The sequence below is a fragment of the Rhodanobacteraceae bacterium genome, from assembly GCA_024234055.1.
GTDB lineage: Bacteria > Pseudomonadota > Gammaproteobacteria > Xanthomonadales > SZUA-5 > JADKFD01.
In genome coordinates this window covers 1-20,057 of sequence record JACKOW010000016.1, presented here as the reverse complement: position 1 = coordinate 20,057, position 20,057 = coordinate 1, and the positions used below count along the sequence as shown (strand labels likewise).

Here is a 20,057-nt window from a genome sequence, read left to right as displayed (position 1 = left end):
ATCGGCTGACCGAGGAGCTGGCGCCGTGATCCTTCGCCACTTCGCCCACAATCTGCGCGAACAGAACTGGACCGCGATCAGCATCGAGTTTGTGCTGCTGGTCGTCGGCGTGTTTCTCGGTATCCAGGTGGCCAACTGGAACGAGTCGAGAAACGACGCACAACGGGCACAGGAGAACCTCGAGCGCATCGCCAGCGACCTGGAAAGCGATCGCGGATCGCTTCAGCGGCGCGTCGTGTTCTGGCGGGAGGTCGCCGATCACGGGCGCGTCGCCATTCGTTATGCCGAAACCGGCGAGAAACGCGAAGGCTCGGCATGGCAGACCCTGCTGTCGTTCTATCAGGCCAGCCAGTTGTTTCCCTACGTGCCGATGGACACCACTTACCGGGAACTGGTCAGTGCCGGCGAGCTCGGCTTGTTTCGCAGTGCGGACCTGCGCACCGCGCTGGCCGATTACTATGTCAGAGGCGCTGGTCCCGCCGCGAATTTCCTGTTTCGGACCGAGCCCGAATACCGCAAGCTGGTACGCGGACTCACGCCGAGGGTGGCCTCGGACTGGATCTGGCAAAGCTGCCACCAGACGCCCGGTGCAGACGAACAAGTGCTGATCGCATGCGAATCGCCGATGCCGGAGTCCGCGGCTCAAGTGGTGCTGGACAGCTACCTCGCGGACCCCAGGCTGCTGTCCGAGCTGCGATTCTGGATCACCAACCTGGAGGTGATGACCGTGCTGATCAGCCACCATCAGGTGTCCGCCGAACAGCTCGCCCGGCGTATCGGCGAGGAGCTCGGCCGATGAGCCTTCTGGCCGAACTCAAGCGTCGCAACGTCTTCCGCATGGCCGGGCTGTATCTGGTCGGTGCCTGGCTGATCATCCAGATCGCCGAGACCCTGCTGCCGATCTTCCACACCCCCGATTGGGTGCTGCAGGCGCTGGTGGTGTTGCTGGCCATCGGCTTCATTCCCGCTCTGGTGTTCAGCTGGGTGTTCGAACTGACTCCCGAGGGGCTCAAGCGCGATGCCGAGGTGACGCCAGCGCAATCCATCGCCAGCCAGACCGGACAGCGCATGGACCGGCTGATCTTCGCCGGTTTGCTGGCATTGATCGCGGTGATTGCGGCGGATCGGTATTGGCCGAGGGAGCGGCCAGGGGCTGGGTCCGAGTCCGTCGCTCAGCCGGCATCGGCTACCACCGCAACGGTTGCTGATGCACCGCCGCCTGCCGGTACGGAGACCAAGACCGACCCGAATTCGATCGCCGTGCTGCCCTTCGTCAACATGAGCGCCGATGCCGACAACGAGTACTTCTCCGACGGCATCTCGGAAGAGCTGCTCAATGTGCTGGTGCGCGTCGAGGGACTGAGCGTGGCTTCGCGCACCTCCTCCTTCGCCTACAAGGGACGTGAGTTGAGCGCCACGGCGATCGGCGCGGAGCTGAAGGTAAGGCATGTGCTGGAAGGCAGCGTGCGCAAGTCCGGCAACCGGGTGCGCATCACCGCGCAGTTGATCGATACCGCGAGCGACCGTCATCTGTGGTCGGAAACCTTTGACCGCGAGCTGACTGACATCTTTGCCATCCAGGACGAGATCGCCAAGGCCATCGTCGGCGCCTTGCGCGGCACACTGGGCGTCGGCGATGCGCAGCCGGTGGTGCAGGTGCGCGCCGACACCGCCAATCTGGATGCCTACCAGCTCTATCTCAAGGGCCGCGAGCTGTTCATCGCCCGCACCCGACTGGACGAATCGGTGCGCCTGTTCGAACGTGCGGTGGCGCTGGACCCGAACTTTGCCCGCGGCTGGGAAGGCCTGGCCGCGGTCAGCGCGGTGATCGTGGACTGGTCCAACAGCTACCCGGGCCTGGACCAGCCTGCGCTGCTGACCCGGTCCACGCAGGCGGCCGAGCGTGCGCTGGCCCTCGACCCCACGCTGTCGATGCCGTGGGCCGCGCGCTCACTGGTGATCGCCAATGCGATGCCCATCGATTTTGCCAACGCACTCAAGCTGCTGGACCGCGCCATCGAAGCCGATCCCCGCAATGCCACGGCCTTTCTCTGGCGCGGTATAGACTGGGTCACTCTGGGTTTTCTCGAGCGCGCCGTCGCTGATTTCGACGCCTGCCTGGCCATCGATCCGGCCTACGAGAACTGCCTGCGCTGGAAGGCCGTTGGCCTTCTCTACCAGGGCGACACCGATGCCGGACTGCGCCTGTACGAACAAGGCATGGCCCGGGGTTTCAGCCGCAACCGCGGCAACAGTTTCGTGGAAGCCCTGATTCGTCGCGGCGATACCTTCGCTGCACGTCTGCTGATGCGTGAACAGGACTGGCCGGTCGAGATCCAGCAGGCCGTGGTCGCGCTGATCACCACGGGCAAAGCGCCGCCTGATACCCGCGCGCTGATCAAGCGCCATCCGGTCAACCCCCGGGGACCATTCTGGTGGGGCCTGATACTGCGTGACTACCCGGTGGCGGCAGAGACCGAGTACTTGACCTCCACCACCATCGAGCACTGGGACCCGGTATACGAAGGCCTGCGCGCGTCACCGGCCTTCAAGCGCATTCTGGAACGCATGGGGGTACCGGCCTACTGGCGCGCACAGGGCTATCCGCCGCAGTGCCGGGCCGTGGGCGCAGACGATTTCGAGTGCGACGAGGGTGCCGCAGCGAGCAAACCGCCACCGTAGGCCGCGGGTGCGGCGCAGCAGCTCCCCGGCGTCTTTGGAGTGCGGCGGCCTGACGCCGCTGTGCTCCTGGCTCTGAAACCCGCATTCTTGCGATCACCGACACTCAGAGCGAGGGGCAAAGCGCGGTCAGGCCCGCGCACTCCAAGGTGCATCGTCGCCGCTCCAAATCCTCAAGCGCCGCGAGGGCGCCGCGCCTGCGGCGCCGCTCTGCTACGTGCTGGCCCGAAGCAACAACGGCCGCACAGGCGCGCATCCCTCCTCACCCCGTGCCCCGGGATCGCCGAGTTGATCACGCAGGTGGCCGACACGATCTTGCCGATGTTCGGCGCGCCCGATTGGGTCGCGCGCACGATTGTTATTTTGCTGGCGATCGGCTTTATCCCCGCGCTGGTCATTTCCTGGGTGTTTGAGCTGACGCCTGAGGGCTTGAAACGCGACAGCGAAGCTGCGCGCGGCCGATGGCTTTCATCTGTGGTCGCAGACCTACGATCGCGATGTCGCCGGCATGATCGAGATTCAGGAGGACCTTGCACTGCAGATCGCGACGGCCCTGTTTGAGGACACGCTGGCGCAAGCCTGGGCCTACGCATTCGAGCGCCAGGAAATGGCTGCTGCATACATCAACCACGCCCATCAAGGCCGCGATAAAGCCAAGGCAGCCGATCAGGCAAGCACGGAACATGAGCGAGGCGCCGAACCCGTCCTCGCCTGCGCGGCCGGGCCCGCTTGCCGCGCTCAAGCGCCGGACTGTTATCCGCATGGCTGAACACCAAAACCCCGTGCTACACTGATCCTGTGTCAACAGGAGCCCATGTATGGCCAATCTAACCTTGAGTTTGGATGACTCGCTGCTACAGCAAGCGCGCGAAGCGGCCTTGCGAGACCACACCTCGGTGAATGCCTTGGTGCGTGATTATCTATCGCGCTACGTGGATGCCAAGCGCCGCCGTTTTGAGGCGCTGGATGCTCTGGATGCCGTTGCCGCGCGCAGCAAATCGGGTAGCGAACAAAACTGGTCGCGCGATGAGCTAAACGAACGCTGATGCGCGTATTCATTGATACCAACCTTTGGGTGTATCGGCTGGATCAACGCGAACCAGAAAAATCTCGCCGAATCGGCGATTGGCTGCGCGAGGTAGCCAGCGAGCACGATATTGTGCTGAGTACGCAGGTTCTGATTGAACTGCGCTCGGTACTTGCTCGCAAACTCAAACCACCGATGCCACAAGAAGACACGCGCGCAGCCTTGAACGCATTGGCCCAATTTGAAGTACTGTCCAGCGATACCGCACTGGTGCTGGATGCACATGAATTGGCGCACCGCGAACAACTGTCGTGGTTTGATGCGCTGATCGTTGAAGCGGCGTTGCGAGCCGGGTGCGAGCGATTATTCAGTGAAGATCTGAGCCACGGCCGTCAGTTTGGCAACTTGACCGTGTGCAATCCATTTTTGCCCGCTGCAGGTTGATGGCATGAAGCTGCTCGCCGAACTCAAGCGCCGCAACGTCTTCCGCATGGCCGGGCTGTATCTGGTCGGCGCCTGGCTGATCATCCAGATTGCGGAAACCCTGCTGCCGGCATTCGATGTGCCCGGTTGGGTGTTGCGCGCGGTCATCATCCTGCTGGCGATCGGTTTCATTCCCGCGCTGATCTTCAGCTGGGTCTTCGAGCTGACGCCGGAAGGCGTCAAACGCGATGTCGAGGTGGATCATTCCAGCGGCGCGGCAGTGCACAGCGCACGCAAGCTGGATATCGCCATCATTGTGTTGCTGCTCGGCATCGGTGTGCTGATGCTGTGGCGACCCGTACCGGAAACTGCACCGCCATTGTCTGTTGAAGACAGCGGCAAGCCAGACGTCGTGCCTGAGTCTGCAGAAATGTCAGCCAAGGCTTCTGTCGCGGTGCTGCCCTTTCTCAACATGAGCCCGGATGCCGACAACGAATATTTCGCCGACGGCATCGCCGAGGAACTGCTCAATGTGCTGTCACGCATCGACGGCCTGAAGGTGGCCTCGCGCACCTCCTCGTTTACCTTCAAGGGCAAGGACACGCCGATCCCGGAAATCGCCCGGCTGCTGGGCGTGCGCCATGTGCTCGAAGGCTCGGTGCGCAAGCAAGGCCAGCGCGTGCGCATCACTGCGCAGCTGATCAACGCCGGCAGCGACGGCCATCTGTGGTCGCAGACCTACGACCGCGAGCTCACCGACATCTTCGAGATCCAGCAGGAGATCGCCGAGTCGATCGCCGCCGAGCTGGGTGGCCTGCTGGGCACCAAACGCCTGTCCGTCGCTGCGCCGACGGCTGATCTCGGCGCCTATGAGCGCTTTCTGAGGGGTCGGGCGCGCTTTCATCGGCGCGCTGAATTGCCTGAAGCCCTGGCCGATCTCGAGTATGCGGCGACGCAGGATCCGGACTTCGCCGAGGCCTGGATCTACCTCGCTGCCGTCAACTTCGTGGCCTCCAGCTACGCGCCTGAGTTGCCAGCGTCACAGACCCGGGCAGATGCCAGGACGGCGATTGCGCGTGCCGCTGCTTTGAGTCCGGATCATCCGATGGTGCTGGCCATCCAGGGGCAGCTGCACACCAAGGATGCCGATCAGGTGCAGGCCATTGAACTGCTCGAGCGCGCGGCTGCCCTCAGCACGAACGATTCAACGCCGGTACTGTGGCTGGGTCAGAAGCTGTTTGAGGCGGGGTATGTTGACGAGGCGATCGGCGTCCTGGAGCGTGCCGTGCTGATGGACCCGCTGGTCGGCATCAACAACGGCGTGCTGGCTCAGGCCTATTTCTCAGCGGGTCGCAGCGCGCAGGGCGAGGTCAGCGCGCGTGCCGGCGCGGCCAACGGCTGGAATCAAGGCTTTTGGGTGCAGCTGGTCGAGCTGGGTGCCAGCGGGCTGCACCAGCAGGCGGCGGAACTGGCGCGCTCGCAGCTGCTGTCACAACCTGCCTCGCCAGACCTCACCGAGGCGCAGCGATCCGCGTGGCTGGTTGCGCTGGCTGACCCCGCAAAATCCGCTGACTATCTGGCGCTGCGGAATGTGCAAGGGCCAGCTGAAGATTTGATTCCCCTGGGCATGGGCGAGCGCGTGTTCGATTGGTTTTTCCAAGCGCGCGCGAGCACGCTTGAGGTAGCCCTTGCCGGGTGGATGCTGCGCGCGATGTGGCTGCCGTCGACCCGCCACCTGCGCGAAGACCCGCGGTTCTGGACCGTGGCCGGGATGTACGGACTGATCGAGCTTTGGGAACAGCGCGGCTATCCGCCCGGCTGTCGGCGGGTCAACGCGCCTGACGGTGATCACCTGGATTGTGGTGGTGGCAAACCATGATCGAGCGACGCGAAGTCGCAGCCGCGAAGCGACCGAACTTCACCGACGAATTCAAGCGCCGCTCTGACTGGTGCTGACCTCGGATCAACAGCGGCCGCGCAGGCGCGCGGACTCACAAATGGCACCGGCAAGGTAAGATCGCGCCAATCGCCCTGCGCTGATCGAGAATCCACCCCTTGAGCCTGCTCGCCGAACTCAAGCGCCGCAACGTCTTCCGCATGGCCGGGCTGTATCTGGTGGGAGCCTGGCTGGTCGTGCAGATCGCCGAGACGCTGCTGCCGATCTTCCACACGCCAGACTGGGTGCTGCAGGCGCTGGTGGTGTTGCTGGCCATTGGCTTCCTCCCGGCGCTGGTGTTCAGCTGGGTGTTCGAGCTGACCCCGGATGGCCTCAAGCGCGATTCGGACGTTGACCCCACGCGATCGGTTGCGCCGCAGACTGCCCAGCGTATGGATCGCCTGATTCTGGTCGGTCTGGTGGCTGCAATTGCCGTGGTCGCCGCGGATCGCTACTGGCCGCGCGAGAACGCAGCTGGGCCGCCAACGGCAACCACGGCACCGCCGACAGAACAGACCGATCAGACAACAACGGCAGCCATGGCGACGGCAGCGGATCCGGCCAAACCGGCCGTGGCCGCGACATCCGGCACCCAGCTGGTAGCCGTGCTGCCCTTCCGCAATCGCAGCGCGCGCGCTGAAGACGCCTATTTTGCCGAAGGCGTGCACGACGATCTGCTCACCCAGTTGTCGAAACTGGGCGCGCTGAAGGTGATCTCGCGCACCTCGATGATGCATTACGCCGATACCACCAAGACCATTCCGCAAATCGCCGCGGAACTGGGCGCGGCGGTGGTACTGGAAGGCGCCATACAGCGCGCTGGTGACAATGTGCGGGTCAACGTGCAGCTGATCGATGGCGTCAGCGATGTTCATCTGTGGGCCGAGAACTACGATCGCAAGCTCACCACCGAGACCATCTTCGCCATCCAGGCCGATATTGCCCATGCGGTGGCCAGTGCGCTGCAGGTGGTCCTGAGTCCGGAAGAATCCAGCGCCTTGCGGGCGGGCTCCACGCAAAACCTGCAAGCCTACGAGGCCTTTTTGCGCGGCAAACTGTTGTCAGGCGCCTCGGCGCTGTCTGCGGAACGCTCAAGACAGGCGATCGCCGAGTTCGATCGCGCCATTGCGCTTGATCCCGACTTCGCCGAGGCCTATGCCCGCAAGGCGCAGGTGCAACTGGTGACCTTCTGGCTGGCGATCGGGCCGCGTTCCTTGCGCGAGGATGCGCATGAGAGCGTGATTGCAGCGCAACGGCTGGCACCAGACTCGATCGACACACTGCTGGCGCAGGCCATCGAGTTCTATTACGCCAAGCTCGACTACGCGGCAGCCGAGGGCACACTGCAGCAAATACTGGCTCGCGTGCCCGAACATGCCGAGGCCTGGGAATATCGCGCCTACGTGGCCCGCCGCGACGGTCGCTTCGATGACTCCACAACGGCCTTTGAACGTTCCCTGGCCATTGATCCGCAGGCGCTGGATGTCATCAATTCGCTGATCGAGAATTCCCTGTTGGCACGCGGAGATGTTCAAGCTGCCAAAGCCTGGCTGCAGCGGGCCAGAGATCTGGGCGATGTCAGCCGGATTCGGGAAATCTGGATCCACCGCTGGAGCGGCGACACCGACGGTGCCTGGGCGACCATCGATGGGCCCCTGGCCAATTTCGTGACCGCGCCAGCCGAAGTGGCCATGGAAAGTCGCGATCCGGAACGCATCGCCTACGCGCTGTCACCGGCATTGTGGCCCGAGGACCAGCGCAGCCCGGGCGATTTTCCGGAGACTTACGCGCTGACGAAGGCCGAGTCCCTGCTGGTGATGGGGCAACAGGCTGAAGCGGATCAGCTGCTCGCCGAAATCCAGGCACGCATGGCAGAGCGCAGCGACCCCTATCCTTCGCGCTGGCTGGGCAATGCCTACTATCAGCCTTGCGACCTGCCGGGGCTGATGGGCGATCTCGAAGGCGTGCGCGCCGCCGAGGCCGACTACCTGCGCAACGCGCCACGCGATGTCTGGGGCTCGCGCGGCGTCAAGCGTTCGCTGGCCGTCGCCTTCGCCCGCGCCGGCGATCCCGCGCGCGCGCTCGACTATCTGGAAGAGATTGCTGCCGTTTTCGGACCGCATGCCTGGATCTGGTTCTCGGTCGCACCGGGGCTGGACTCGATCCGTGAGCAGCCGCGCTATCTGGCGCTGGAGGCGCGTTATCGGCAGTGGGCTGCGGGAAAAGGTCAGTGAGTGGCTTTCGGTCCGCGATCAAGCACAGCCACGGGATCCCCATGGCCGGCGCCTGATCGATACAGCAGAGGGAGTAGCCCAGGTAAGCGAGCGCACCTGGCGCTTTCCAGCACACCGTCCCGGGTGCGACTGCGGCTTGCCCGGGCTACCCACCTGTCGCCGCTTGGGTGACGCCGATTTCGTGCGCGGCATCCACACCGAGGGGCCGCAGTGAGTGTCCTTCGCGAGCGCACGCGGGTGTCGCCCGGTTGACTCTGATCGGGCGTCCCATCGGCGCGCCTCTCTGCGTGTCCAGAGCATGCCCGGCGCAGGCGACTTCGCGCGAGCGACCGGGAAACGCGAGGACAGCGGATGAACAATGGCTGGTTGGGCCTGGCGGTGCTGATCTTGACGCCGGCGCTGCTGGTGCTGGCTCTGCCGCGGGCGCGGCTGTGGCTGGGCATGGTGTTGTGGTTGCTGTCGCCGGTGGCGGTGCTGCTGATCATGATTCTGTGGGAGTTGCTGACGCGTCCGGCGCAGCCGAACACCCTGGAACTGGCGTTCACCGGCTTCATGTACATCGCCGTTTTCGGGGGCTTGCCGTGGCTGATCCTGTCGGGATCTGGATTTGCGCTTGGCTGGTATGTGCGAGGCCTGCTGCGCAAGGAAGCGGGGCCTCTGGTTCCATCCGGTGCCGCTGCCAGCGCGGTGCCGGCAGTGATGGTGCGGAGCGCTCCCGATCCCCAGGCGCCAGTGACGACGCAACTGTCGCCCTGCGGTTCGATCCGGGTGGAAACGCTCGCCTGCGAATGGGCCAACACCCACTGGGTGGATTCGCCGCGCGTGATCGATACCCGAACGGGTCGGTGCCTGCTCGATCTGATGGGCAGCGACTGGGATGTGAAGGTTGAGTTCCCGGATCACCATCAGCTTCTGCTGCTGATGCGTCGTTACCGGCAGCCCGGCCACATGGCGGTGACGCTGGACCTGGATCTGGACCGTTTTCTGATCGATCTGGCGTCGGGGGCGCAGCGCACGGGCCCCCTCAAGGCGCTGGACACGGCAATCGCCGAAGCCTGGCGTGCCGTGAGCGCAGAGAGCGCTGCCAGCAGCGCGGCTGTGTCAGCCGCGGCAAGACCGGCGCGATTTGCGGCATGGCGCTCGGCGCTGGTCATCCTGATCGCAGCGCTATTGGCGATTGCCGGCCTGAGCTACTGGACCGTGACGCACACACCCAAGCCCGGTACCCAGCTGACACCCTTGCCTTCGGGCAAGCCCTTCTGAGCCGTTCCGATGTCGTCCTGGCGGGAGTACGGGGCCAAACAGCCGCCCCGATGCGCGCGTCCAGCCTTGGAAGCCTCGGGGTGGGAATTCTCTCGACTACTTGATCTGCGACTTGAAGTAGCTGAAGGAATGCACGAAGGCATCGCGCACCTTTTCCATCTCGGCCACCATGGCATCCCAGGTATCGCTGCCGGCAGCCGTCATGTCGTCGAGTTTGGCCATGGCCGCCTTCGACTGATCCTGGATCTTGCTGATCTGCTCGTCGTATTTCACGCGGGCCTCGTCACTGGCTTCCCTGGCCTTGACTTCCAGCTCGGTCATGCTCTGGTTGAGCTTGTCGATTTGCGCTTTCATCTTCTCGACGTATTGGTCGCGACTGGTCATGGGCTTTGTTCCTGCGGTGGCTAGGCCTTGCATCCTCGCCGACCGCACAGTTGGGGTCTGTACGTTGACGTACAGTGCCGGGCGTCTGGATCGGTGCGCTGACGCACCGACCTGGCCGGCGCCCAGGGTGTGTGATCGGGATCCACCCACCACCCCATGGAATCACCATGAACCTCAACATCAGCATTGCCCCATTGCTGGCACTGGTCGCTGGCATCCTGATCCTGGTGCAGCCGCGCCTGCTGAACTACATCGTCGCGATCTACCTGATCGTGATCGGCCTGCTGGGCTTGTTCGGTGGCTCGCTGAACATGCATTGACGGCGGCAAGACAACGGGCCTCTGGATATTTCGGAGGCATTTGTTGATGCGTCATTGCGAGGAACGAAGTGACGAAGCAATCCATTGCTCTTGAAACGGCAAGTCTGGATTGCTTTGCTGCGCTTTCCATGAACAGATATCGTAAGTGATTGATTTTGAAAACTAACGGCGATTACGGAGTCTCTGAACAAGTCGTCATTCCCGCGAAAGCGGGAATCCAGGGGAATCGGACTGGATTCCCGCTTTCGCGGGAATGACGGTGGAGGTTCATGTCTTATGGGCATTTCACCGGGGAAAAAGATGCCTCGCAATGGTGCGGGACTTAGGCCGCAGCGCGGCACCCTCGGCCTAAGTCCTGTCTCTTGCTTTGCGACTAGCGCAAGGCGCGACGACGAGGAATGGTGATTCCATTGCGAGGAGGAGCAACGCAGCGATCTGGACCTAGGTCAAAGCGGCTGCCGGTTCATCTGTGACTGGTGCGTGCCTCGGAATCCCCTTTTATCACTAGAAGATTGGGAGCATCTGCTCGCGCAGGTGTGAGAAATGCGGGCTAGCGCTGATCTGCCGGGTAAACCCGACCACCCTGTACCACCACCCGCGAACCCGGGCGCATGTGGTTGGAACTGCCCTGGTCGAAGCTGTAGACGCGACCGTTGTCCATGCGCACGCTGATGCGGTAGATGGTCTTGCGATGCTTGTCGCGCGACACCTGGTTGCCGACCACACCACCGGCGACCGCGCCGGCGACCGTGGCGGCCTTGCGGCCATCACCCTTGCCGACCTGGTTGCCGAGCGCGCCGCCGATCAGGGCACCAACGACGATGGCGCCCGTGTTGCTTCGGCGTGATCCGCTGCTGATTCTGGAGATGTCGCGCACGGTGCCACATTCCTGGCAGATCTCGCGGCGACCATCACGGTCATGGCGCTCCTGTGGATGTCGATGGCCGGCATCCGCAGGGCTGACGAAAGCAACTGCCGAAAGCGCCAGCAGCGCCGCGACGGTGAATGTCGAGAGTTGAGTTCTCATGGTTGTTCCTAGTTTCGTGGACTGGCGCCCAGCTTGCAGCCTCGCATCGACTGAATCTGTGCGCCAGCGCACCCAGGCGAAAGCGTGCTGGCGCACAGACCATTCAGCGTCAGGGTGTCAGCGTCGGGATTCAGACCCCAGCGTGGAATCTCCGTGCCTCACCGGGCCAGTACCTCCCAACGACAGCAAGCATTGATGAAGGCCGGCGCGCTGCAGCAGGCCATTCTGACCAGTCCCAGCTTTTCGATCATCGCCACCGACGAGCGCGGCATCATCCAGCTGTTCAATGTCGGTGCCGAACGCATGCTCGGCTATCGCGCCAATGAGGTGGTCAATCGGTGCACGCCCAGTGATCTGCACGACCCGGCCGAGGTTCGGGCGCGAGCCGATGCGCTCAGCGAGGAGTTGGGCACGAGCATCCTGCCCGGCTTTCAGGCGCTGGCCTACAAGGCCTCGCGCGGCATCGAAGACATCTACGAGCTGACCTACATCTGCAAGGACCGGAGCCGTTTTCCGGCCATCGTATCGATCACGGCCTTGCGCGATGACAGCGGCGAACTGATCGGCTATCTGCTGATCGGCACCGACAATTCAGCCCGCAAGAGAGCAGAGTCACAACTCAAGCAGGCCATGGCCGCCGCCGAAGCCGCCAATCAGGCCAAGTCTGATTTTCTGTCAGGCATGAGCCATGAACTGCGCACGCCACTCAGCGCCATCCTTGGGTTTGCCCAGCTGATCGAGTCCGGTACGCCCGAACCCACGCCAGGACAGCGACGCAGTGTGGACCAGATCCTGCGAGCGGGTTGGTATCTGCTGGAGTTGATCAACGAGATTCTCGATCTGTCGCTGGTCGAGTCCGGCAAGCTGTCCTTGTCGATGGAGCCGGTCTCGCTGGCGGAGGTCATGCTGGAATGCCAGGCCATGATCGAAGCGCAGGCGCAGAAGCGCGGCGTCAGCGTCACCTTCGCGAACCTGGATGAGGATTTCTCGGTCATCGCCGATCGCACGCGCATCAAGCAGGTGCTGATCAATCTGCTGTCCAATGCCGTGAAATACAATCAGGCCCAGGGCTTTGTCGTGGTCTCCTGGGTCATGGGCGGCGAAGGTCGGGTGCGCATCAGTGTGCGCGACAGCGGCCCGGGGCTGTCCGCCAGGCAGCAGACGCAGCTGTTCCAGCCCTTCAATCGCCTGGGGCAGGAAGCCAGTGTCGAGGAGGGCACCGGCATCGGTCTGGTGATGACCAAACGCCTGGTGGAACTGATGGGCGGCCGCATCGGCGTCGACTCCGTCGAAGCTGCCGGCAGCACCTTCTGGGTGGAGCTGGACGTCTCCGAGGGGGTTCAGCCCTGCGCCGCGCCAGCGGATGGTCCGCTGCTGGTGCGTCCTTCCGGCGAAGGGCGCATCAACACCCTGCTGTATGTGGAAGACAATCCGGCCAATCTGATGCTGGTCGAAGACCTGATCGAGCGCCGCCCCGACATTTGTCTGCTGACTGCGCGCGATGGCACCCGCGGCATCGAACTGGCGCGCGGTGCCCACCCCGATGTCATCCTGATGGACATCAATCTGCCCGGCATCAGCGGCATCAGGGCGCTGCAGATGCTGATCGAGGACCCGCTGACCACGCACATCCCGGTGATCGCCCTCAGCGCCAGTGCCATGCCCAGCGACATCCGGCGCGGCCTCGCTGCCGGATTCTTCCGCTATCTCACCAAGCCGATCAAGGTCACTGAATTCATGGAAACGCTGGATCTGGCATTGCTGCAGGCCAAGAAACTCTCGCCCCATGTCGCTGGCGCAGCGCAATGAAGATCATCGAAGCGGCCGAGATCCTCGCTGCCCGAATCCTGATCGTTGATGATCAACCGGCCAATGTCGAACTGCTGGAACAGCTGCTGGCCGACAGCGGCTACAGTGAGGTGAGCTCCACTCTGGATCCATCGCAGGTCTGCCAGCTGCATCTGGCCCGGCATTTCGATCTGATACTGCTTGATCTGCAGATGCCCGAGATGGATGGCTTTGCGGTGATGGACGCGCTGAAGTCCGGCATGAACAATGACTATCTGCCGGTGATCGTGTTCACGGCGCAGCCCGGGCACAAGTTGCGGGCGTTACAGGCCGGTGCCAAGGACTTCATCGCCAAGCCTTTCGATCTGATCGAGGCCCGGACTCGGATACGCAACATGTTGGAGGTGCGCTTGTTGTACCGGAAGATCGAGCAGAACAATCGACATCTGGAACAGGTGGTAGCCGAACGTACCGCCGAGCTGCGCCAGAGCGAAGCCCGCTATCGCAGCCTGACCGAGCTGGCATCCGACTGGTACTGGGAGCAAGATGACGGCGGCAGGTTCACCCGGATCTACGGCCCGGCACTGGAGTTGCTGGGGCTGAATGCCGATCAGGAAGCCGCGACCGCGATGCCTGCATCAGAAGGCTGGGACGAGGCGCAACGTGATCTGCTGCGAGCGGCCATCGCGGCGCGCCAGCCCTTTCTGGATTTCGTCTTCAGCCGGGTGCGCCCGGATGGTACGCGCCAGCAGTATCGAGTCAGTGGTGAGCCGATGTTCAACGCCGATTGCAGATACGTGGGTTACCGCGGCATTGGCGTCGAGATCACCACCGGCGACCTGCAGACGGTAGCCCGATGAGCGTCGACCACAGCCCCAACCAGAACCATCTGCTGGCGGCCCTGCCGACCGCCGAGTTCGAGCGCCTCGCAGGAAGACTGGAACTGGTGTTTCTGCCGCTGGGCAAGATGCTCTACGAGCCCGGCAGTCAGATGCAGCACGCGTACTTCCCGACGACCTCGATCGTGTCCCTGCACTACGTGATGGCCACTGGTGCGTCGGCCGAGGCTGCTGGGGTGGGCAACGAGGGCATCGTCGGCATTTCCCTGTTCATGGGCGGCGACAGTACGCCCAGTTCTGCCGTGGTCCAGACCGCCGGCCATGCCTACCGCCTGGACGCGCGTTCGCTCAAGGAAGAGTTCAATCGCTACGATGTGCTGCAGCGGCTGTTGCTGCGCTATACCCAGGCGCTGATCACCCAGATCGCCCAGACCGCCGCCTGCAACCGCCACCATCTGGTGGAACAGCAGCTCAGCCGCTGGCTGTTGCTGACGCTGGACCGTTCGGCTTCGGCGGAGTTGGTGATGACCCAGGAGCTGCTCGGCAGCATGCTCGGCGTGCGCCGCGAGGGCATCACCGAAGCCGCCGGCCATCTTCAGGAACTGGGCTACATCCGCTACCGCCGCGGGCATATCACGGTGATCGATCGCGCCGGCCTGGAAACCCGCGCCTGCGAGTGCTACTTCGTGGTGCGCAAGGAACTGCACCGATTGCTGTCCGATGTGCAGTACCGTCAGGACACGCTGCCTAGTCCGGTGACCAGGGACAGCTGAATCTGGCCCGGAGCGAGCCGCGGCCGCCCGGCAGGCTTCCTCGCGGCCGCCGGCGCGATCTGCTGATCCGGCAAGCCCACGATCCGCGCGCGCCGGAGCCGCGCTACGCCCGGCTTGGCGTTGGCTTCTGTAGGTCCAGACTCGTCTGGACGCTTCTGCCCTTGGGAAGAGCGTCCAGACAAGTCTGGACCTACCAGTGCTCGCCCCCGTTCCACCCTGTCCCGTGCCCCGTTCCCCGCTACCAGCGTGTCCCAGCGCACCGACCAGGCGCGTCCATGCGCCTACGGTGTGATCTGCTCGCTGACTCGGCGAGATCCCCAGGCAGCCACCATGAACAACGACAGTAGCACCCGCATCGGCCGGATCCCGCGCGCCGGCGTCAACCAGTACACCTCGGTCTTCGCCCGCCATGGCCAGGGCGCGACCAGCCCGGCCGGGCCGTCATCGGTCGATCGCGTGGCTCACGAGCCGGAGAGCCGTATGCCGATCACGCTGGTGCCCGGCCTCGGTGGCCGCGCTGAACCACTGCGCGCTGCCGCCGGCGACGACGGGCTGATGAGTCAGCCGCCGCGCAAGAGCAGTCCCTGATCGTTGACTTCAACGCACACACCGGCTGCGGACCGACATCGAGTCGGGCTGCCGCCGTTCCACTCTTCCCCAAGCACACCATTGGAGCATCACCATGTATCAGAAACTTCGTACCCTGACTCTAGCCGCGGCAATCTCTGTCGTCCTGATCTCGTTCACCAGCCCGGTCTTTGCCGACGCTGCCCAGGACCTGACCAACGCCCGCCAGGAATCGCAGATCTCGACCAGCTACGCCCTCAGTCCCTATCTGCGGGCGATGGACCTCGGGGTGACCGTGGACAACGGCCACGCCACGCTGACCGGCAAGGTCGCAGAGGACGTCAACAAGGATCTGGCCCAGCAGATCGCGCTCGGCGTCAACGGCATCAAGGACGTGGATAACCAGATTGTGGTCCAGGCCGATTACGACCAGCCAGCGCGCAGCGCAGAGCGCAGTTTCGGCGATGTGGTCGACGACGCCAGCATCACCGCAGCGATCAAGAACAAGCTGCTGTGGAGCAAGCACGCCAGCGGCCTGACTACCGACGTCGACACCACCTGGGGTCGGGTCAAGCTCAAGGGCACGGCAGAAACCGTGGCGGCCAGGAACGCTGCCGGCAGCCTGGCCCGCAATACCCAAGGCGTGCGCTCGGTTGACAACCAGCTGGTCGTCGAGGCCAGCAACAAGCCGAACACCGACACCAGCGCCATGCAGGACGTCGCCGACGCCTGGATCACGATGAAGGTGAAATCGACCTTTGGCTACTCGACCAACGTCGACGGCTCGGACATCCAGGTCAGCACCGCCGGCGGTGTGGTCACCCTGCGCGGTACCGTGGACAGCGGCGCCGAGCAGGCACTGGCCATCGAACTGGCCGGCAATGTGCGCGGCGTCAAGAGTGTCGTGTCAGCTGAGCTCAAGCACTCCAGCTGATACGGCATGGCCAGGGCGGTTCTGCCAGCGGTCACTCGCAGGCGGTCCCTGGATTCAAGCCGCGGCGCGATCTCCGGATCGCGCCGTTGTGCTGTCTGGGTGCGCCATCGCACCGAGCTTTAGCCGCCATCCGCACACACTGCGGGCTCAATCGAGGAGCGTGCAATGTCTTTCGGAATCTATCTTGTGGGTGCCCTGATCCTGATCAGTGGCCTCATCTACGGTGCCGTACTCGCCGCCATACCGACACACTGGATCGTGGTCGGCGCCATCATCGCGGTGGGTGCATCCATCCTCGCCGCCGTCGGCGCCACCCGACAGAAAGACCCGCCCAGCTGAGACCGGCTTCACCGCAGGTCACCTGGTCTGCGTTGCGGGCAAGGACACGCTGACGTCTGCCAGCTTGTGCGGGGCTCGGTGCGCTGGCGGACAGATCGACGCCCGGGCTTCTGATATTGATCCCGGCTGACCAGCCGGCGCGGCGCAACTGCAGTCCGCCCGGCGCCTTGGAAAAATCAAACATGCACACCTGTTCCCGATCGGCGCGCCTGCTACTGGCCTGTGCTGCGTTGCTGCTCGGCGCTTGTGCCGCATTCCAGCGGCGCGAACCCCAGCTGCTGGAGCTGGCGCTGCCGCGGACCACCGTCGGGCCGCTGTTCGATCGGGTCGCCGACCTGCAAATGACGCCGGAACAATCCAGCTATCGATTGTTGCGATCTAACTCGGCCGAGCTGCTGATGCGCATGCGCACCACCGACGCCACGGTCAGCAGTCTGGACCTGATGTACTTCGCCTGGAGCGATGATGACAGCGGCCAGTTGCTGACCAGCGAGCTGCTGCGCGCGGCAGACCGCGGCGTGCGCGTGCGCCTGTTGGTCGACGATGCCTTCGTGCGTCATCTGGACGCCAGCATGGCGATCATTGACTCGCACCCGAATCTGGAAATCCGCAACTTCAATCCACTGCGCAGCCGTGACTCGGTGCCGGGCAATATCGCCGAAATGGTGTTCACCGGCATGCGCCCGAATCGGCGTATGCACAACAAGGCCTGGATTGCCGACGGTCAGGTCGCCCTGGTCGGCGGTCGCAATGTCGGCGATGCCTATTTCGATCTGGGCGAGGAATTCAATTTTCGCGATCTCGGTGTGCTGGTGATGGGCGCCGCGGTACCTGCGGCCAGCCTGGCCTTCGATGGCTACTGGAACTCGCCGATGGCAATTCCGATCGCCCGGATTCATCCGCAGCCACTGACGGGCTCCCTGGCCGAGGCGCAGGCCGAGCTTGAGCGCAAGCGTCAGGCAGTGCTGTCGGCGAGCCCGATGCGTGAGTGGATTGCCGATGGCCGGGTTGGCGAAAAGAAGCTGGTCGGGGTGGGTGATCCCATTGGCGCGGCGGTGGAGATCATCACCGATCCCCCGGACAAGGGCAGAATGCCGGCCCGACCGCTGGTCGGGGTTGCCGCAGCGGTCAGACGCATGGGCGACCAGGCCGAGCATGAGTTCGTGCTGGTCTCGCCCTACTTCGTGCCGGGCAAGGACGGTGCCCGCTGGCTGATGGACATGGCCGCGCGCGGCGTGGCGGTGAGCGTGTTGACCAATTCGCTGGACGCTACCGATGTGCCCATCGTCCATGGCGGCTACTCCCGCTACCGCAAGCGTCTGCTGCGGGCGGGCATCAGCATTCACGAACTGAAACCGACCAGCGCGGCGAGTCGTATCCGCCGACTCCTGGGCGGCTATTCACGATCCAGCCTGCATACCAAGGCAGTGGTGGTCGACGGCCGCCATGCGCTGATCGGATCCTACAATTTCGATCCGCGCTCGACCTCGATCAACACCGAAATGGCGGTACTGATCGACGACCCCGTCTTTGCCGCCAGCGTGCTGGCCGATTTCCAGCAGGCCATGGATCCGCTGCGCAGCTATCGATTGTCGCTGCGACGCAACCGCCTGATCTGGACCGATATCGACGCGGGCCATCAGCGCGTGCAGGACCGTGAACCCTCCGCCAGCGCCAGTCGCCGGTTGCAGGCCGCACTGGCAAGCCTGCTGCCGATCGAAAGTCAGCTCTGATGGGTGTGGCGCTTGGGTTGCGGCATCAGGCTGCAGCTCTGGTCGCTTGACGATGGGTCATGGCGAGCCACCTGCACCGTCCCGAAACTGCCCACGGGCCATGGACTCGTCAGCTGTGCGTAGCCTGGTGTGCCGCGCAGCGGCTCACCGGGGCTCTTTCGCGTCACCGCCCGGAGAGCGCTGCGCGCACTTCGGGCTACAAGAGCGAAGCGGCTTCGCCGAGGGACGCGCGCCTGCGCGGCCGCTCCTGATGTCTGGGGAGAGCAAAGCGGCGCCGCGGCGCGGCGCCCTCCACAGCTGCGGCACTTGCGCACCCCTCCGCCGGCGCCGAATGCGCGTTCCACAAGCGCCGGCATACGCCCCTCTACGAACCACAAGAAGCCCGGCACGAGGCCGGGCTTTGCTTGACGGCAAACCCACCCGACCTTGCTGGTCGGGTGGGTCGCTGACTTACTGCACGTTGAGTTCGGTACGGCGGTTGCGCGCACGGCCTTCAGCGGTGTCGTTGGTATCGATGGGCCTGGACTCACCATAACCATTGACCGCCGAGATCTTGGCGCCGCTGACGCCGTGGCCGCTGAGATAATCGGCGACGACCGTGGCGCGGCACTGCGACAGCTTCTCGTTGTACTGATCGGTACCCACCGAATCGGTGTGACCGGCGATTTCGACGCGGATCTCATTGCCGTTGAGGACCCGCACCGCTTCATCGAGGATGGCAAGCGCATCGTTGCGCAGCGTGCACTTGTCGAAGTCGAAGTTGACGCCGTTCAGCGTGATCGAGACCGGCAGCGGACGCGCCGGCGGCTCAACCGGAGCGGGCGCCGGCGTCGGCTCGACCGGCATCGGCGGCGAAGCCGGCATCGGCTCCGGACGCGATTGCTGGACCGCACCGAAGTAGTGGGTGTAGCCCACGCTGGCGGTGGTGTCCCAGTAGCCGGTCTTGATCAGGCCGTTGTCATAGTCGGTGTATTTGTGCCCGAGTTCGAAGCGGATTGCGCCGTGGTCGCTGATGTCCCACTCGAAGCCGGCGATGGGGCCGACCTGGTAGCCCCATTCATCGCTGTTGGTACCGCGCAGCTCGTTGCGACCGGCGCCGATGGCGATGCCGAAATAGGGATGGGCCTGGTCGAAGTCCATCAGATAGCGCACCGCACCGGTGACGCTCAGCTGACGCCATTCCAGCGGCTGGCCTGCGCCGACGTCGCTGTCATAGCGGTTGTAGCCAAATTCGCCTTCGAAGGTCCAGTTGTCGCGGAAAACATAACCCAGACCCAGTCCGAGGTATCCACCATTGCTGGTCAGACGATCCTCGTCGGCCCAGCCGTAACCGACCTTGGGCGACAGATACCACTGGCCCTGCTCACGCGGCGCGGCGCTGGCGGTCAAGGGCACGGCGATGATCGCGGCGAGGGTGCTGCATAGAAGCAATTTGTTCATGATGATTCCTGGAATGGCGTAGGTGACGGTTGTTATTGGTTTCTTCGGACAGGCTCTGCCGGGCGCAGGGCTGCCCCGCACTCATGCGAGCCGCGTGATTTGCAAGTCCTTTGCTGATCGCAGTCTGATGGACCACGTCGGCGAGCTCTGTACGCTGACGCGCATAAGGGGCTGGGGAAGGGGCACGGGGCACGGGGCACGGGGCACGGGGCACGGGGCACGGGAAAAGGCTACGGGGTGTCGCGCTCTGGTAGGTCCAGACTTGTCTGGAGCTACAAAGGCCTGGAACCGGCGTCATTGCGAGCCACCTGTTTCGACCCGACACTGCCTACGAGCCATGAACCCGCCTGG

Annotated in this window: 19 protein-coding genes; 16 read left to right on the top strand and 3 right to left on the bottom strand. The window is 64.0% G+C overall.

Annotation, left to right across the window (positions count from 1 at the left end; all coding sequences use genetic code 11):
* The first annotated feature begins 25 nt into the window (after positions 1 to 25).
* The 8 genes from H7A19_18460 to H7A19_18425 all read left to right on the top strand — a co-directional run bounded on the left by H7A19_18460 (position 26) and on the right by H7A19_18425 (position 9,562).
* Positions 26 to 799: a hypothetical protein gene (locus H7A19_18460; protein ID MCP5476816.1), complete on the top strand. Its 774-nt coding sequence runs from the start codon at positions 26 to 28 to the stop codon at positions 797 to 799.
* Complete coding sequence (locus tag H7A19_18455) at positions 796 to 2,682, top strand: hypothetical protein (GenBank protein ID MCP5476815.1); 1,887 nt, start codon at positions 796 to 798, stop codon at positions 2,680 to 2,682. The genes H7A19_18460 and H7A19_18455 overlap by 4 nt, the downstream gene beginning before the upstream one ends.
* 505 nt (positions 2,683 to 3,187) lie before the next feature.
* A complete protein-coding gene (locus H7A19_18450; GenBank protein ID MCP5476814.1) occupies positions 3,188 to 3,448 on the top strand; it encodes a hypothetical protein in 261 nt (86 codons plus the stop codon).
* 49 nt (positions 3,449 to 3,497) lie between these two features.
* Positions 3,498 to 3,725, top strand: a complete 228-nt coding sequence (locus H7A19_18445) for a hypothetical protein (protein MCP5476813.1) — start codon at positions 3,498 to 3,500, stop codon at positions 3,723 to 3,725.
* Positions 3,725 to 4,150 carry a PIN domain-containing protein gene (locus H7A19_18440; protein MCP5476812.1) on the top strand — a complete coding sequence of 142 codons (426 nt, stop codon included), beginning with the start codon at positions 3,725 to 3,727 and terminating at the stop codon, positions 4,148 to 4,150. Before H7A19_18445 ends, H7A19_18440 begins: the two co-directional genes overlap by 1 nt.
* A 4-nt stretch (positions 4,151 to 4,154) precedes the next feature.
* Positions 4,155 to 6,008, top strand: coding sequence for a hypothetical protein (locus H7A19_18435; GenBank protein ID MCP5476811.1), 1,854 nt, complete (start codon positions 4,155 to 4,157; stop codon positions 6,006 to 6,008).
* 176 nt (positions 6,009 to 6,184) lie between these two features.
* Positions 6,185 to 8,299, top strand: a complete 2,115-nt coding sequence (locus H7A19_18430; GenBank protein MCP5476810.1) for a tetratricopeptide repeat protein — start codon at positions 6,185 to 6,187, stop codon at positions 8,297 to 8,299.
* Between the two features lie 351 nt (positions 8,300 to 8,650).
* Complete coding sequence (locus tag H7A19_18425; GenBank protein MCP5476809.1) at positions 8,651 to 9,562, top strand: hypothetical protein; 912 nt, start codon at positions 8,651 to 8,653, stop codon at positions 9,560 to 9,562.
* A 96-nt stretch (positions 9,563 to 9,658) separates the two neighbouring features.
* Here the strand turns inward: H7A19_18425 and H7A19_18420 are convergent, their stop codons facing one another.
* Positions 9,659 to 9,946 (bottom strand): hypothetical protein, encoded by a 288-nt coding sequence (locus H7A19_18420; protein ID MCP5476808.1) that lies wholly within the window; start codon positions 9,944 to 9,946, stop codon positions 9,659 to 9,661.
* Between the two features lie 167 nt (positions 9,947 to 10,113).
* Between H7A19_18420 and H7A19_18415 the strand changes: the two genes are divergently transcribed.
* The gene (locus tag H7A19_18415; GenBank protein ID MCP5476807.1) at positions 10,114 to 10,266 is read left to right on the top strand and encodes a DUF3096 domain-containing protein; all 153 of its coding nucleotides are present in this window, start codon (positions 10,114 to 10,116) and stop codon (positions 10,264 to 10,266) included.
* A 550-nt stretch (positions 10,267 to 10,816) separates the two neighbouring features.
* Here H7A19_18415 and H7A19_18410 read toward each other — a convergent pair.
* Complete coding sequence (locus tag H7A19_18410; protein MCP5476806.1) at positions 10,817 to 11,293, bottom strand: glycine zipper 2TM domain-containing protein; 477 nt, start codon at positions 11,291 to 11,293, stop codon at positions 10,817 to 10,819.
* A 195-nt stretch (positions 11,294 to 11,488) separates the two neighbouring features.
* On the opposite strand from H7A19_18410, the gene H7A19_18405 reads away from it, so the two are divergent.
* The 7 genes from H7A19_18405 (at position 11,489) to H7A19_18375 (ending at position 18,266) form a co-directional block, all read left to right on the top strand.
* A complete protein-coding gene (locus H7A19_18405) occupies positions 11,489 to 13,102 on the top strand; it encodes a response regulator (protein ID MCP5476805.1) in 1,614 nt (537 codons plus the stop codon).
* Positions 13,099 to 13,941 (top strand): response regulator, encoded by an 843-nt coding sequence (locus tag H7A19_18400; protein ID MCP5476804.1) that lies wholly within the window; start codon positions 13,099 to 13,101, stop codon positions 13,939 to 13,941. The genes H7A19_18405 and H7A19_18400 overlap by 4 nt, the downstream gene beginning before the upstream one ends.
* Positions 13,938 to 14,693 (top strand): Crp/Fnr family transcriptional regulator, encoded by a 756-nt coding sequence (locus tag H7A19_18395; GenBank protein MCP5476803.1) that lies wholly within the window; start codon positions 13,938 to 13,940, stop codon positions 14,691 to 14,693. The genes H7A19_18400 and H7A19_18395 overlap by 4 nt, the downstream gene beginning before the upstream one ends.
* Positions 14,694 to 15,023: 330 nt before the next feature.
* Positions 15,024 to 15,281 (top strand): hypothetical protein, encoded by a 258-nt coding sequence (locus H7A19_18390; GenBank protein ID MCP5476802.1) that lies wholly within the window; start codon positions 15,024 to 15,026, stop codon positions 15,279 to 15,281.
* 94 nt (positions 15,282 to 15,375) lie between these two features.
* Positions 15,376 to 16,194 (top strand): BON domain-containing protein, encoded by an 819-nt coding sequence (locus H7A19_18385; protein MCP5476801.1) that lies wholly within the window; start codon positions 15,376 to 15,378, stop codon positions 16,192 to 16,194.
* Positions 16,195 to 16,359: 165 nt separating this feature from the next.
* Positions 16,360 to 16,533: a hypothetical protein gene (locus H7A19_18380; GenBank protein ID MCP5476800.1), complete on the top strand. Its 174-nt coding sequence runs from the start codon at positions 16,360 to 16,362 to the stop codon at positions 16,531 to 16,533.
* A 182-nt stretch (positions 16,534 to 16,715) separates the two neighbouring features.
* Positions 16,716 to 18,266 carry a phospholipase D family protein gene (locus H7A19_18375; GenBank protein MCP5476799.1) on the top strand — a complete coding sequence of 517 codons (1,551 nt, stop codon included), beginning with the start codon at positions 16,716 to 16,718 and terminating at the stop codon, positions 18,264 to 18,266.
* A gap of 450 nt (positions 18,267 to 18,716) precedes the next feature.
* Here H7A19_18375 and H7A19_18370 read toward each other — a convergent pair whose 3' ends face one another.
* A complete protein-coding gene (locus H7A19_18370) occupies positions 18,717 to 19,706 on the bottom strand; it encodes an OmpA family protein (GenBank protein MCP5476798.1) in 990 nt (329 codons plus the stop codon).
* Positions 19,707 to 20,057 lie beyond the last annotated feature (351 nt).

Excerpts from the sequence above, each read along its gene's own strand:
- H7A19_18420 (MCP5476808.1), bottom strand. The coding sequence starts at position 9,946 with ATGACCAGTCGCGACCAATACGTCGAGAAGATGAAAGCGCAAATCGAC.
- H7A19_18435 (MCP5476811.1), top strand. The coding sequence starts at position 4,155 with ATGAAGCTGCTCGCCGAACTCAAGCGCCGCAACGTCTTCCGCATGGCC.
- H7A19_18450 (MCP5476814.1), top strand. The coding sequence starts at position 3,188 with ATGATCGAGATTCAGGAGGACCTTGCACTGCAGATCGCGACGGCCCTG.
- H7A19_18405 (MCP5476805.1), top strand. The coding sequence starts at position 11,489 with ATGAAGGCCGGCGCGCTGCAGCAGGCCATTCTGACCAGTCCCAGCTTT.
- H7A19_18400 (MCP5476804.1), top strand. The coding sequence starts at position 13,099 with ATGAAGATCATCGAAGCGGCCGAGATCCTCGCTGCCCGAATCCTGATC.
- H7A19_18415 (MCP5476807.1), top strand. The coding sequence starts at position 10,114 with ATGAACCTCAACATCAGCATTGCCCCATTGCTGGCACTGGTCGCTGGC.
- H7A19_18440 (MCP5476812.1), top strand. The coding sequence starts at position 3,725 with ATGCGCGTATTCATTGATACCAACCTTTGGGTGTATCGGCTGGATCAA.
- H7A19_18390 (MCP5476802.1), top strand. The coding sequence starts at position 15,024 with ATGAACAACGACAGTAGCACCCGCATCGGCCGGATCCCGCGCGCCGGC.
- H7A19_18455 (MCP5476815.1), top strand. The coding sequence starts at position 796 with ATGAGCCTTCTGGCCGAACTCAAGCGTCGCAACGTCTTCCGCATGGCC.
- H7A19_18425 (MCP5476809.1), top strand. The coding sequence starts at position 8,651 with ATGAACAATGGCTGGTTGGGCCTGGCGGTGCTGATCTTGACGCCGGCG.
- H7A19_18380 (MCP5476800.1), top strand. The coding sequence starts at position 16,360 with ATGTCTTTCGGAATCTATCTTGTGGGTGCCCTGATCCTGATCAGTGGC.
- H7A19_18395 (MCP5476803.1), top strand. The coding sequence starts at position 13,938 with ATGAGCGTCGACCACAGCCCCAACCAGAACCATCTGCTGGCGGCCCTG.
- H7A19_18445 (MCP5476813.1), top strand. The coding sequence starts at position 3,498 with ATGGCCAATCTAACCTTGAGTTTGGATGACTCGCTGCTACAGCAAGCG.
- H7A19_18410 (MCP5476806.1), bottom strand. The coding sequence starts at position 11,293 with ATGAGAACTCAACTCTCGACATTCACCGTCGCGGCGCTGCTGGCGCTT.
- H7A19_18375 (MCP5476799.1), top strand. The coding sequence starts at position 16,716 with ATGCACACCTGTTCCCGATCGGCGCGCCTGCTACTGGCCTGTGCTGCG.
- H7A19_18385 (MCP5476801.1), top strand. The coding sequence starts at position 15,376 with ATGTATCAGAAACTTCGTACCCTGACTCTAGCCGCGGCAATCTCTGTC.
- H7A19_18370 (MCP5476798.1), bottom strand. The coding sequence starts at position 19,706 with ATGAACAAATTGCTTCTATGCAGCACCCTCGCCGCGATCATCGCCGTG.